Source organism: Pseudomonas sp. AL03, assembly GCF_029960815.1.
Classification (GTDB): domain Bacteria; phylum Pseudomonadota; class Gammaproteobacteria; order Pseudomonadales; family Pseudomonadaceae; genus Aquipseudomonas.
Genome location: NZ_JASBRE010000018.1, coordinates 67,852 through 80,551, shown reverse-complemented (window position 1 = coordinate 80,551; position 12,700 = coordinate 67,852). Strand labels below are relative to the sequence as shown.

Sequence of the window (12,700 nt, the reverse complement as noted above, 5' to 3'; positions counted from 1 at the left end):
GAGTCAGCTCAACAGGCGAATCGGTTCTCCGACCGACCAGGCTTGAATGTCCTCGATCATCTGCGAGAAGAACTGCTGGTAGTGGTGCTGGCTGACATACCCGACGTGGGGCGTGGCCAGCACATTGTCCAGGGTTCTGAACGGATGATGAGCAGGCAAGGGTTCCTGCTCGAAGACGTCCAGCGCCGCGCCTGCCAGTCGCTGTTTCTGCAGCGCCTTGATCAACGCCACCTCATCGATAATCGGCCCGCGGGCGGTGTTGACCAGCAGCGCCGTGGGTTTCATCCAGTCCAGCGCTTGGGCGTCGACCAAACCTCGGCTCCGATCACTGAGCACCAGATGGACCGACAGCACGTCAGCCTGTTCAAACAGCTCCTGCTTGCTGACATAGGTCACTCCGGCTTCGGCTGCACGTTCGGCGGTCAGGTTTTCGCTCCAGGCGATCACCCGCATACCGAACACCTGGCCGAACTGGGCAACGCGAGTGCCGATGCTGCCTAAACCGAGAATCGCCAAGGTCTTGCCATGCAGGTCGCCGCCCAGCGCTTGCTGCCATTTGCCTGCGCGCAGGGCATTGGCTTCGGCCATCAGGTTGCGGGTCGCGGCCATGATCAGTGCCCAGGTCAGTTCCGGGGCGGCGTGCTTGTAACTGTCGGTGCCACAGACCTGGATACCCAGCGCGGTGGCGGCTTTCAGGTCCAGGGCGGCGTTGCGCATGCCGCCGGTGACCAGCAGCTTGAGTTTCGGTAAGCGGCGCAGCAGGTCTTCATCGAACCGGCTGCGTTCGCGCATCACGCAGATCACCTCAAACTCACCCAGCCGTGCCGCCAGGGTGTCGTTGTCGGCCGGGTAGTCATGGATGAAGTTCACCTGACCGATGGCGTCCAGCACCGACCAGTCCACCACGCCACGGGCCACATCCTGCCAGTCATCAATCACCGCAATCTGCACAGCCATCAGAGCCTTACCTCATCAATGAGCGGGGTTGGTTTTGTTCAGCCAGGCGAGCAGGGACTGGTGGAATTGCGCCGGTTCTTCCATTTGCGGCGCGTGGCCCATGCCGGGGAATTCAACCAGCGTCGACCGGGGAATCAGTTTCGCCACTTGTTTGCCGAGGACGTCGTAATGACCGATTTTCGCCTTGACCTCGGGCGGTGCGATGTCCTTGTTGATGGCCGTGGTGTCAGAGGTGCCGATCAGCAGCAGCGTCGGCACTTTCAGGTCTTTGAATTCGTAGTACACCGGTTGGGTGAAGATCATGTCGTAGATCAGCGCCGAGTTCCACGCCACTTGGGTTTTACCCGGGCCTTTGGCCATGCCCGCGTACATGTCCACCCAGCGGTCAAACTCGGGTTTCCAGCGACCGTCGTAATAAGTGCTGCGCTGGTAGTCGTGGATGCGTTGCGCGGTCACCTTCAGCTCGCGTTCATACCATTGATCCACTGTGAGATACGGCACGCCGAGGGCTTTCCAGTCCTCAAGACCGATAGGGTTGACCAGGGCCAGTTGTTCGACCTGTTCGGGGTATTGCAACGCATAGCGGGTGGCAAGCATGCCGCCAGTGGAATGCCCGAGCAGACTGGCCTTCTGGATGCCGAGAGCTTTGAGCAGTTGTTGGGTGTTGGCGGCCAGTTGCTGGAAGCTGTACTGATAGTTGTCCGGTTTGCTGGAGGTGCAGAAACCGATCTGGTCCGGGGCGATGACCCGGTAACCGGCTTCGCTCAGGGCCTTGATCGAGGTTTCCCAGGTTGCACCGCAGAAATTCTTGCCGTGCATCAGTACGATACTGCGCCCGTTGGCCTTGCCAGACGCGGCAACATCCATGTAACCCATTTGCAGTGATTTGCCCTGGGACTCAAAGGCGAAATGCTTGACCGTGTAGGGATACTCGAAACCCTGCAGTTCCTGACCATATTCCGGGCCTTCGGCGTGAGCAATGACGGGCAGTGCAGCGGTCAGTAGCAGGCCGGGCAGCCATCGGGAAAGGGTGAGGGACATGGGTGAACTCCGTTGGAAATCGGCCGATGCTGGATCGGCACGATTAGGGCGACATTAAACACAGGCAATCACGGTGCATGATTGTTCACCCCATCCAGCCCAATGTCGCGAAGGCCAACACGCCATAACGGGCGCCTTTGGCGAGGGTCACGATCAGAAGGAAGCGCCCGAGCGGTTCGCGCATCACGCCGGCCACCAGGGTTAGCGGATCACCGATGACGGGCACCCAACTCAGCAGCAACGACCAATGACCATAGCGCTGATAATGGACTCGGGCTTTTTCCAGATGACGCGGGCTGACCGGAAACCAGCGCCGATCGCGAAACCGCTCGATACTGCGGCCCAGCCACCAGTTCACCAGCGACCCCAGAACATTGCCCAACGTCGCCACGGCGAGCAGCGACCAGAGCCCATACTTGCCGCTGAGCAACAGGCCCACCAACACCGCTTCGGACTGCAAGGGCAGCAGGGTTGCCGCACCGAATGCCGCGAAAAACAGCCCGAAGTACGCACCGAACATCAATGGGCGGGGTAGTCCGCCACCACCACATCAGTGCCGTCCTTTTTCAGGCCGATCACCTGGTATGCGTCGCTCATGCCGTCCATTTCCATGCCGGGCGAACCCATGGGCATGCCGGGGGCGGCAACGCCCAATAGATCGTCGCGCTTGCTCAAGGCCAACACCTGATCGGCCGGAACATGGCCTTCAACGAATTTCCCGTTGATCAAGCCGGTGTGGCACGACGCCAGGCGCGGAGGCACGCCGTGCTGTTGCTTGAATTCGCTCATGTTGGTTTCGACGTGATCGTCGACTTTGAAGCCGTTGGCCTCCAGATGGCTGATCCATTTTTTGCAGCAACCGCAATTGGCATCACGGTGAACCTCGATCGGGATCAGGTCAGCGGCCTGGGCCAGGGAGGAAATCAACAGGGCGCTCAAGGCGACCAGTCGCAGATGGGTTCGCATGGGGAATCTCGTCTCGAATTGCGGCCAAAAAAAGCATTCTGACCCGTTTAGCCAACATCGAGGCAGGAGATTGTTTCGAAGTAATACCGAATAATTAGCTGCGCTCCAAATCTTTGTAGCAGCTGCCGAAGGCTGCGTCCGGCAGCTGCTACAGGTCGTGCGTCAGCTGAAAATCAGCGGACCTTGAACCGCCCCATAATCGCGCTCACGCGGCTGTTGGCTTCCAGCAGTTGTTGGGTGTTGAGCTCGCTGGCCTGACCGCTTTTCACCAGTTCATCGACCATGTGGCGGATCTGCACCATGCTGCGGTTGATCTCTTCGGTCACCGCACTTTGCTGCTCGGCGGCGGTGGCGATCTGGGTGCTGAGGCTGTTGATATGGCTGACGGAACCGGCCATTTCATCCAGACCGGTGTTGACCCGTGCCGTGGCATCGGCGGCCGATTGGCAGCTGGCCTGGGTGTTTTCCATGGCGCTTACCGACGAACTCACGCCCTGAGTCAGGCGGGTCAGCATTTCGTTGATTTCCGAGGTGCTGGCCTGAGTGCGGGCGGCAAGGGCACGCACTTCATCCGCCACCACCGCAAAACCGCGGCCTTGTTCGCCGGCACGGGCCGCTTCGATGGCAGCGTTGAGTGCCAACAAGTTGGTTTGCCCGGCAATGGCGCCGATCACTCCGAGAATCTCAGTGATGCGTTGCGCGTCCTGCTGCATGCTTTCGACCTTATGAGTGGCGCTGGCCACTTCGTCGATCAGCGCAATCACACTGCTGGACGCTTCGCCCACCACGACCCGCGAACGGTCGGCGTTTTCGTTGGCGCGCTGGGTGAAGGCAGCGGTTTCGGCGGCGTTCTGCGCGACGCTCTCGGCGGTGGAACTCATCTCGGTGATGGCGGTGACGGTCTGATCGGTTTCCGAAGCGTGACGCACCAGAATCTGGCTGGTGTGGGCGGACGTGCGTTGCAGGTTATCCAGGCTGGATGCCATGGCGCCAGTGGCCTGGGTGACTTCGCCGATCATGTTCTGCAAGTAGGCAATGAAGGCGTTGACCGAGTGGCCGATGGCGCCCAGTTCGTCTTCGGCGCGAATGGTGATGCGTTTGGTCAGGTCGGCGTCACCGGCAGACAGTGCGTCGATGTTGGCCTTTAGGGCTTTCATCCGCTGGATCAGTTGGCGAATCGCGTAGATCTGCAACAACACCAGCAGGATCACCATCGGGATTTGCAGCAGGCTCAGCGTGCTGAGCACGTCGTCGCGCTGGGCGGTGATCAGCTTGGTCGGCAAGGCCGTGGCAAGGAACCAGGGTGTGCCTTCAATCGGACGCATGAAGAAAGTATTGGGTTCGCCGTTGTCGTCGAATTCGACACGCTGCGATTGGTCACGGTTTTGCAGGCCGGCCTTCACCTGAGTGGCGAATGGCGAGTTGCCGGCCAGTTCACTGATGTTCTTCAGTACGATCGGCCCGCTGATGCGCGAGCTGTTGCTGATGATCTTGCCGTCGGCCTCGACGATCAGCATTTCGGCGCCGAGGTCTTTTTCCTTGCGCGCGATCAGGTCATTGAAGAAGCCCAGGGTCACGTCGATGGTCGAGACACCATAGGCCGCGCCATTCTTCTGGATTGCCATGGCGCAGTTGGTGCGCGGCTCGGCGCTGGCGTCATCTTTATAAGCAGCTGCCCAGGCGCATTGGCCGCGTGGGGTCTGCATGCCACCCTTGTACCAGGTCTGGTCGTAATAGTTGGGCGCGGCGTCGCTGTTCCAGAACATGTTAACGGCCAATTTTCCCGAGGCATCGCGGTGCCAGAAGGTGCTGAACTTGTTGCGTCCGGCTTCACGCTGACCGGGCAGTGGCCAGATGCCGCCGCCGAAGACTTTCAATTCACCGTACTGGTCGACTAACCCCGGCAGAACGCTGTCGATGGCCGCACTGTCGAGCAGGGGAATGGTCTGGGTGATGCTGCGCTGTTGCGCCTGAACCTTGTTTAATTCGCCCTGGATTTGCTCGGCGACTTCGGCGATGCGGTTGAGGGCCACTTGTTCTTCAGTGTGGCGCAGCTTGGGTGCGACCAACTGGCTGATGCCGACCACTGTCAGCACGGACAACAGCAGAATGAACAGGACCAGAAATAGCGTGTAACGAGCCTGAATGGTACGGAATGCGGGCATGGGACCGGTCCTTGTGCAGCGTTCTTGTTGTGATTATTGGTATGGAAAATTGGCGCTTTCAAGGGCTATCGGCTTGGGAAAGCCGAGCTTTAGGTACGATAGTGCAAGAACGGCGTGAGGTGACGGGTGGCGCGCGTGAAAGGTGTCGTAGGGGATACTAACTAACGCAGCCAGCGTGTACTTAGTACTTGTTCAGTTACCTATGCCCATTTCTAATTAATGTCTAGACCAATGAAACAGGGCACTTTCCAGATGCTGGCATTGGTGGGAAGCAATCCCACCGTGCTGAACACGAAGATAATGGATGAGCAGAAACTGCACAGGAACATCAAAGGCTTCGATCCGGAAAATGTCACCCCCAAGCAAGAACCGGGTAATGACTTTCATCGAAAAGACTCAAGCGGCTGAGCAAGCGCTGTCCTGTGCAGCGTTGCTGCTGAGGGTGTTGCCGTTTTGCTGTAAGTCGTCATGCAACCGTTGCATGTACGGGCAATGCAGTTCGAGGTGCCGAGGCTCGGCCCCTCGGTGAAACAGCGCGAACCACCCTTGACTGTATTGCGTGGGCATCAGCCCGGTGAAGGTGAAGCCGAGGGCCGACAAATTGCTTAAATCCTCGGCAAAGTGCCAGGACAGTTCGAGTTTGGCCGAGATCAACCAGCGCCTGGGCAGGTGCCGGATTTGATCCAGAAGATGTTTGTTCAAGCGATGAATGAGTATTTCGAACCGTTCATGGTGTTGTTCGATTTGCACAGGCAGAGGGAGGCAAGGCGCCATGCCCTGGTGAGTGCCGAATACTGAACAAAGGTACTCCATGAACGCTCGGCAACTCTCGGGCCATGGGGTATCGGGGAGCGGGCGTTCATGTCCTTCATTCATGTGACAACCCAGCACCATGGTTTCCCGCAACGGTTCAGTGAGTGGCGACGCGATGTAGTCGGGAAGCAAGCCAGTGCTATGGAAGCCGATTTTTTCTGCCATGCGTTGAGTGTACGGATGGTGAGTCACTTGCTTGATCGAGAGGCTTTTGAGTTTCAAGAATTCTGAAAGCTCGATGAGTTGCGAGCCAAGAAGCGTCGCGACGTTTTGCCCCTGAGCGGCGGGATGCACCGCCATGAGCGCCAGTTCAGCGGTTAATGAAAGCGCATCGAGGCACAACGCGGCGTGTCCCAGGACGTGCTTGTCGTCCACCGCAACGACGGATTGCCAGCGGCCCTCGGCATTGTGCTGACTGATCATGGCCGGCAAGTAAATATCTGGCCTGGCGTAATGATCGCCGTAGATCTCGCGAAATAACTGGCTCACGGCCTGTGCGTCGGAAGGCTGGTAGCGCCGAAAAATCAATTGGCTCATCACGCGGGCTCCGGCGAGGGGGCGTCATACACTCGTAAGTCCAGGACCCGCGGTTGTTTGCCGGAGCGGGGATGCAGGCTCAGGTCTGTGACTGCGCAGGGCAGGACTCGCAATTCGAGCAGCCCATCGCGACTCAGGTCGTCGATGTCGGGGTATTGGGTGACCAGCGCTTCCTGTAATGCCCGGAGCATTGGCTCGACACTCTGTTGCTGGGGCCCGGGTACCCATTTCACGCTCAGAATGTCCTTGTAACCGGTATTTTCGATGAGCAACTGCCATTGGTTACTGTTGGCAATCCGCTCGACGATCTCGCTTATTTCGGCGGGAAACAGCGACATCACACCAACTCGTACCCGCTGGCTGTACGCACTTCGCCCCTTTAGAGCAAATTTACGCCTCGGGGTCGCGCCGGGTTCACGCCAGCAGGCAAGGTCACCCACCGGGTAACGCAGCAAGGGCATGAGCCGACGAGCCAGATTGGTCACCACTAACAGCCCGGTGCGATCGCATTCTTCGATGACCTCACCGGTGAGTTCATCGACGATTTCCAACAGGGTATGGCGTTCGAACACCCGATGTTCGCCCAATGCACAGTCGCGGTCGGAAGCCCCGATGAGACCGGCGTCCACGCTGGCATAGCCAATCGAAGCGATGCGGGCGTTGGGGAACACTTCGGCGAAGATTGCCAATTGCGCAGCAAACAGGCTTTCTCCTGCATAAAGTAGCGTTTCGACCCCGCATAGCACTTGCCGATGCTGTGCCAGGTAAGCAGCGAATCGCAGTAACTGTGCCGGGATCCCGGCCAGAACATTGATTCGATGTCGGGCAATGGCCTCTGCCAGTCCATCCAGTTCGACTTGCCCGGTGAACGGAAATTCACAGATGGATTTCCCGACGTGTGCCAAAGAGTGATGCGTAAACAGAAAGCTGGCGTAAAGATCCCCGGAAAAAAACAGATTCGCCACCCGGTCGCCATGGTTCAGTTGAGTCGTGAGGCTTTGACCAAACGTACTGACCATGGCGTGCCATTCGTCGCGGGAGTAAACCGAGAGTTTGCCCTGGCCGGTCGATCCTCCAGTTTTAAACACCAGAGCATCATCGACGGTGCCTGTCAGGACCGGCCAGTGATGCAGGTCATCGCTGTCAGCCCAATAGTCGGTCAAGTTGATCAGTGGTAAATCTTTTAAATCAGTACTGTTTAACGGCAAGTGTTTCAGGTGTGTGCGATAGAAGTTGGAATGTTGCCGTACATAAGGCACAAGTTGCTCAAGCGAATAGGGTGATTTCACTGGATTCTCGTTTGCTATCAGGCGTCTGGTTAAATAACAAGGTCACGGAATAAACAGTCTGTTTTTATTTTCTTTGATCGATGACCAGGGGTGTCTTGCCACTGTGTTTGTTTCGGCTGAACTCATGTTCGGCACACACTTCAATGTCCACTATTAACAACGCGGCGCTCACGGCGTTCGCCACGGCTATGTGTGTCATTAGTTGGTCGTGAACTCGGTCGGCGTCAGCATCCACTCGGATCCGCATGCGTTCGACGCCGTTGGCGGCGTGGTCCAGAAGAACTTGAATGGGCAAACCCAGACTTTGTTGCAGAGCGGAAGGCGAAATGAATTCCGTGCCAATTCGCACCAGCTTGCCGTGGCGCTGCAGTAGCTCGAACCGCGGTGAGTCCAGTCCACAGGGACAGGCGTCGGGTATCCAGCGACCGGTATCTCCTACTTCATATCGACGTACGGTTTGATCTTGCCGAGCGAGGGAAGTAAAGAGCAGGCGACCCCTCTCGTTGTTCTGCACCGGTACGTCCTGTTCGAGCTGCACGATTTCCAGGTGCTGGATGTCGCTCATCAAGTGAAACACGCCATCCGCTGTTGCCGCGCAAGCATGCCCCAGGGGACCTGCGTCAACGGAGCCGTAGAGTGAAGAGCGAATTGTCGAGACCCCACAGCTTTCCATCAGGCGCCGACTGGCCTCTCCCGGATGCTCTCCGCCGAGGAACACTTTGCCAATGCCCGCGTACGCGCGAAGTCGGGCCTGCTCGGTGAAAAACAGTCGGTGCAAGGTACTCGGCATGCCGATCAACACGGTGATGCCCTGGTCTACGATCAATTGGGCGATTTCGCTGAAGTCATCCTCCTGGGGCGCCCCCATGGGGAAATGCGTAACGGCCATCTGTTCAAGGATTGTGGAAAAACTGAAGAACCCGCCGTACAGGTTGCCGCTGTAGAACAGGTTCATGACCCGGTCTTGTGACGGATCTAGCCCCGCAGCGAACATGCCATCAGCCGCGGCACGCATCTCTCGTTGATAAACGCGATAGCTTAAACCGGCCAGGGCCGGGATCCCGCTGCTGCCTCCAGAGCGGAAATACAATTGTGCCGCAGGGCCAATCGACTGGGCCGTGAAGGTGTCTTTGTCCATGATCGGATCATTGGCGGTGTCGGGGGCGGGTGGAGCCGGGTCGAGCGTTGCTCGGCCCGTCGAGACATCGGGAGCCAGACTTACGGAGAGACGGCGACTCAGGCGCGACAGTGCATAGACACCATCGTGGGGCTCACCGGCGTAGCCGTCATGAATCGACGCGCAAGGCGCAATGCGGGTGACGCCGGCGTTGACCAGTGTTCGAACGAGCTCGGGTGTTTCTACCGGGGTGCACATCAGCGCGCAGCTTTGCAACACCGTGCGCCAGGGCAACAGCGTCTCGGCGATCAGGTGCCGGGGTACTGGCTTCAACACAATCGTTCGAAACAGCGGCGACGGTGCGAGCGTCTGATGGTGCTCCCAGATCACACGCCATCCGAGGCCGTTCCAGACCTGGCCAGTCTGGTTCGTAAAGCAGTGTTCCAGCCGCGCCATGGTCGTGCAGGTAGTGATCTCGCAAGCTTCCGGGTCTGTGGGAACCCGCGCTGGCCAATGGGCAGCGCGACGTTTGAAGGCTTCGGCCAGGCGCTCCCCCAGATCTTGCAGGACTACCGGATCGTTGCTGTCCACCAACACCCATTGCGGGCTGGAGCACGCCTGCTGATCGAAACGACAGACCTCATCCACCAACGCATCCATCGTCGAAAGACTCGCCGCGTCGGGCAGTAGATAGGCAAAGCTGATCCTGTGCCCCCAGTCGATCCAGCGGCATCCGGCCGGGATCTGCTGTCGAATCGATTTGAGCGCCTTTTCCCCACCCCAGGCTGACACGCCGTCGGCCTGAGCGCAGAGCTGAGGTATGCGAGAGGTGCTCACAGGCAAAACTGCGACGAATTCGGCAAGCCTGCCGCTGATGTCGCAGCGCACAAGGGCGGCCAGCAACTTAGCGGTGAAACCCTCATCACTTGAGCTAGGGCGTAGCCAATTGATGTTACCGGCCAGCAGGCCTTCGATGACTGCGCAGAATGCCAGCATTGGCGCATTGCCCGGTGTGACATGTACCACCAACCCTAAGGGGTGCCAACTTTCGAAACTCGGCTGTTGGTAGTCAATTCGCCTCAGCGAACGAGGGTGCACGCCCAGTTCCCGCTCCAGCTTTGTGCTCAGATTGCCGGGCTGGCAGAAATCGATAAGTCCCTGACGTTGATCGTCTTCGAGGGACAGATCCAGACTGCGAGTCTGTAATTGCGTGGCGAAACGAGCCGCCGAATCGATGACGGTATCACTGTCGATCGGCGCAGAAAGCAACTGAGGCAATTGATTCTGAAGGAGGTCGAGGGCGCTTTCCAGGGTAATGTCGTCACGCAATTGGCCATTGATCAAGTACATATCAAATTCCTTCGAGCAGTTCTGAGGCAGCCATGGCACAGCTGCGACTCGCGGTGGTGCCGGCACGACCATGCAGCTCGAACCAATCGGTCGCCAGGCCGCATCCGCAACTTGCTCCGGGGTGCAATGTCGCCAGATCGCCCATGACCACGGCATGCGCCGGGCTTGATGATATGTACGGGGAGACAAATTCCAGCAAGCCGCGCTGGCCATATGGCTGGACAGTGAAATCGGATGGGTTGCGCACGAAAACCTTCGAGTAAACCGGTACATGGAAATGATGGTGGGCACACTGGAGGTAAGGCACGGCATGCTCTACTGCGCCGTAGCCGTCCCGGCAGCGGGGCAGGTCGACACCTAATTGCCGATTGGTTCGGGCATACAACTCAAGCAACGGTATTTCCTGCGCTGCCTGGGTTTTCCAGCCGCCGCCCAGAAGCACCAGGGACTGGGCAGGTAACTTGAGATTCGGCGCAGTGGTGTCTTCCATGTGCTGTAGCGCATGCGAAAGGAATGCTGGAAATCCGAGAATTCGAACGGGTAAGCCTTCGTCGGCAAACGCCTGCAAGGCGCGAATAACACCAAACAGGTCGAACTCGTGACCTTTACGGGTCAGGCGCAATCCGTAGACAACTCGATTGACGGGCGCATAGCTGCAGAGAAACTGGTCGGTATAAGCGGTGCCCAAGGTGTTGCTGGGCTCGGGTTCGTAGCTCAGGAGCAAGTAATTGCAAGGGCTGTCCGGGGTATCCCAGCCGTAGTGGCGGAAAATGTGGCTCACCATGCCTTGGGCCGCCGCCATGCTGCGAGGGTCATAGCGCATGCGACTCTTCTGGCCGCTGGTACCCGACGATGTCAGCTCCAGCGCGCCTTCGCCGGTGGGACTGAACAACACGTGACGTTTGAAATAGTTGGCGAAGATCGGCGGCAGTCTTGACCAGTCATCCAGTGTTTCAAGGTCTCGGGCATCGAGCCCATTGGCGTTTAGCCAGCGTTCGTAACCCGGCGTGTGGTGACAATGAAACAGGCTGATTTCCCCCATCGCCTGGTCGAACAGGCCTTCGGGCACGGAATCCAGGCAATAGGGTTGCGTTAACGCGCAGAGCGCATCGGTGTGGGGTAAATGGATCATCAAAAGACCTACGTTGTGGTGTCAGACGGCAAGCACGATGTGGGAACGCCGCAGAAACAGGCGTAGGGGCGCCAGGCACAGAAGCCCCGCAATACCCGCCATCAGAGCAAAGGATTCGTGGCTATTACCGGCCCCGGCCGCAGCAATAATCGAGCCGCCACCGCCCATGACGGCGATCGACGTCATGCCGATCATCGCCGAGACCAAGCCTTTGCTGTCGTCGCTTGCAAACAGCGCAAGCCGGTACAGCGCGGCATTGCTCATGCCTAGCCCAACGGCGTAAAGCGCCAGGCAGCTGATCAGCACTGCTGTCGAAGCGCCGTAGAAGCTGACGGCGACCAGCGCGATGAGGCCGCCGCAAAACGGCCAAAGCGCGTATCGAATCAACTGTGGTAATTGAGTGTGGGCAATCAGTCGGTTGAGAATCAGGTTGCCGAGAATGACCGCCGCAAACACCGGGACTTGCCACAGGCCGTACTGCAAAGGTGAAAGTCCCTGGTTCTGGATCAGCAAGAGCGGCGCCAGCCCGATCCACGCAATCAACGGCAGGCTCATCACGCCCAACGCGACAGTTGCACTCAGGAATCGCGGGTTAGCCAGCAACGCCAGATAGCGGCACACGGTGCTGCGCCATTCAAAATGCACCGCTTGCAGTCGCTGACCGTCGTGGCGCAGGGTGCCCACGGTTTCCGGCATGAACAGGTACAGCCCAAGCCAGACCATCACGCCGCCGATACCCAGCAGTAAAAACAGCTCCCGCCATGACAGCCATTCCAGCAGCAGGCTCCCGAGCAACGGCCCCAGAAGTGGGGAGAGCAACGCAACGTTCCCCAGCAACGCCATGATTTTTACCGCGTCGGCTTCGCAGAAAACTTCTTGCAGGGCTGGATAGCTGACCGCAATGACAAACCCCAACCCCATGCCCTGAATCAGTCGCAAGCTGTTGAACGCATAAATACTTTGCACGTTGAACGCTGCGGCACAGGCCAGCGCAAAAACCGCACAACCGATGAGCAATATCTTGCGACGACCGAAGTGATCAGACAACGGACCAACAAGCCATTGCAGAAGAATGCCGCCGGCCAGATAAAGATTGAAAGCGTAGGGGACATGGCCGGGGCTGGCATCCAGTTGACGGGTGACGGTCAGCATGGCCGGCATGATCATGTCGCTGGCCATATAGGTCAGAAGTTCGAAAAAAGTGATCGCAAGGCAAAAGCCAAATAAATAATGGGGGCTGATATTGATTAAAGGCGTGTGCATGGCATCCCTGTTCTTTACTCGAAGTTTGATAGCGGGTTTTATTGCGATGCGCCGAGAGTAATCATCGAAT

Annotated in this window: 11 protein-coding genes; 1 reads left to right on the top strand and 10 read right to left on the bottom strand. The window is 58.3% G+C overall.

What is annotated here, in order from left to right:
* Positions 1-3: 3 nt before the first annotated feature.
* The 5 genes from QK293_RS18200 to QK293_RS18180 all read right to left on the bottom strand — a co-directional run bounded on the left by QK293_RS18200 (position 4) and on the right by QK293_RS18180 (position 5,129).
* Positions 4-957 carry a D-2-hydroxyacid dehydrogenase family protein gene (locus QK293_RS18200; RefSeq protein WP_282379478.1) on the bottom strand — a complete coding sequence of 318 codons (954 nt, stop codon included), beginning with the start codon at positions 955-957 and terminating at the stop codon, positions 4-6.
* 15 nt (positions 958-972) lie between these two features.
* Entirely contained in the window at positions 973-1,998 is a 1,026-nt protein-coding gene (locus QK293_RS18195; RefSeq protein ID WP_282379476.1) for an alpha/beta hydrolase, read from the bottom strand.
* Between the two features lie 85 nt (positions 1,999-2,083).
* Positions 2,084-2,518: a YqaA family protein gene (locus QK293_RS18190; protein ID WP_282379474.1), complete on the bottom strand. Its 435-nt coding sequence runs from the start codon at positions 2,516-2,518 to the stop codon at positions 2,084-2,086.
* Entirely contained in the window at positions 2,518-2,964 is a 447-nt protein-coding gene (locus tag QK293_RS18185) for a DUF411 domain-containing protein (protein WP_282379470.1), read from the bottom strand. Before QK293_RS18185 ends, QK293_RS18190 begins: the two co-directional genes overlap by 1 nt.
* Positions 2,965-3,137: 173 nt before the next feature.
* The gene (locus QK293_RS18180) at positions 3,138-5,129 is read right to left on the bottom strand and encodes a methyl-accepting chemotaxis protein (protein ID WP_282379468.1); all 1,992 of its coding nucleotides are present in this window, start codon (positions 5,127-5,129) and stop codon (positions 3,138-3,140) included.
* Between the two features lie 231 nt (positions 5,130-5,360).
* On the opposite strand from QK293_RS18180, the gene QK293_RS18175 reads away from it, so the two are divergent.
* A complete protein-coding gene (locus tag QK293_RS18175; protein ID WP_282379573.1) occupies positions 5,361-5,537 on the top strand; it encodes a hypothetical protein in 177 nt (58 codons plus the stop codon).
* Here the strand turns inward: QK293_RS18175 and QK293_RS18170 are convergent.
* From QK293_RS18170 to QK293_RS18150, 5 genes are all read right to left on the bottom strand, one after another.
* On the bottom strand, positions 5,526-6,479 hold the full coding sequence (locus tag QK293_RS18170) for a GNAT family N-acetyltransferase (protein ID WP_282379466.1): 954 nt from the start codon (positions 6,477-6,479) through the stop codon (positions 5,526-5,528). The genes QK293_RS18175 and QK293_RS18170 overlap by 12 nt on opposite strands.
* Positions 6,479-7,768 carry an AMP-binding protein gene (locus QK293_RS18165; protein ID WP_282379464.1) on the bottom strand — a complete coding sequence of 430 codons (1,290 nt, stop codon included), beginning with the start codon at positions 7,766-7,768 and terminating at the stop codon, positions 6,479-6,481. The genes QK293_RS18170 and QK293_RS18165 overlap by 1 nt, the downstream gene beginning before the upstream one ends.
* Positions 7,769-7,832: 64 nt before the next feature.
* The gene (locus QK293_RS18160) at positions 7,833-10,235 is read right to left on the bottom strand and encodes an aldehyde dehydrogenase family protein (protein ID WP_282379462.1); all 2,403 of its coding nucleotides are present in this window, start codon (positions 10,233-10,235) and stop codon (positions 7,833-7,835) included.
* Between the two features lies 1 nt (position 10,236).
* A complete protein-coding gene (locus QK293_RS18155) occupies positions 10,237-11,367 on the bottom strand; it encodes an acyl-protein synthase (protein WP_282379460.1) in 1,131 nt (376 codons plus the stop codon).
* 21 nt (positions 11,368-11,388) lie between these two features.
* On the bottom strand, positions 11,389-12,630 hold the full coding sequence (locus QK293_RS18150) for an MFS transporter (RefSeq protein ID WP_282379458.1): 1,242 nt from the start codon (positions 12,628-12,630) through the stop codon (positions 11,389-11,391).
* Positions 12,631-12,700 lie beyond the last annotated feature (70 nt).

Excerpts from the sequence above, each read along its gene's own strand:
- QK293_RS18195 (WP_282379476.1), bottom strand. The coding sequence starts at position 1,998 with ATGTCCCTCACCCTTTCCCGATGGCTGCCCGGCCTGCTACTGACCGCT.
- QK293_RS18200 (WP_282379478.1), bottom strand. The coding sequence starts at position 957 with ATGGCTGTGCAGATTGCGGTGATTGATGACTGGCAGGATGTGGCCCGT.
- QK293_RS18175 (WP_282379573.1), top strand. The coding sequence starts at position 5,361 with ATGAAACAGGGCACTTTCCAGATGCTGGCATTGGTGGGAAGCAATCCC.
- QK293_RS18170 (WP_282379466.1), bottom strand. The coding sequence starts at position 6,479 with ATGAGCCAATTGATTTTTCGGCGCTACCAGCCTTCCGACGCACAGGCC.
- QK293_RS18155 (WP_282379460.1), bottom strand. The coding sequence starts at position 11,367 with ATGATCCATTTACCCCACACCGATGCGCTCTGCGCGTTAACGCAACCC.
- QK293_RS18150 (WP_282379458.1), bottom strand. The coding sequence starts at position 12,630 with ATGCACACGCCTTTAATCAATATCAGCCCCCATTATTTATTTGGCTTT.
- QK293_RS18190 (WP_282379474.1), bottom strand. The coding sequence starts at position 2,518 with ATGTTCGGTGCGTACTTCGGGCTGTTTTTCGCGGCATTCGGTGCGGCA.
- QK293_RS18185 (WP_282379470.1), bottom strand. The coding sequence starts at position 2,964 with ATGCGAACCCATCTGCGACTGGTCGCCTTGAGCGCCCTGTTGATTTCC.
- QK293_RS18180 (WP_282379468.1), bottom strand. The coding sequence starts at position 5,129 with ATGCCCGCATTCCGTACCATTCAGGCTCGTTACACGCTATTTCTGGTC.
- QK293_RS18160 (WP_282379462.1), bottom strand. The coding sequence starts at position 10,235 with ATGTACTTGATCAATGGCCAATTGCGTGACGACATTACCCTGGAAAGC.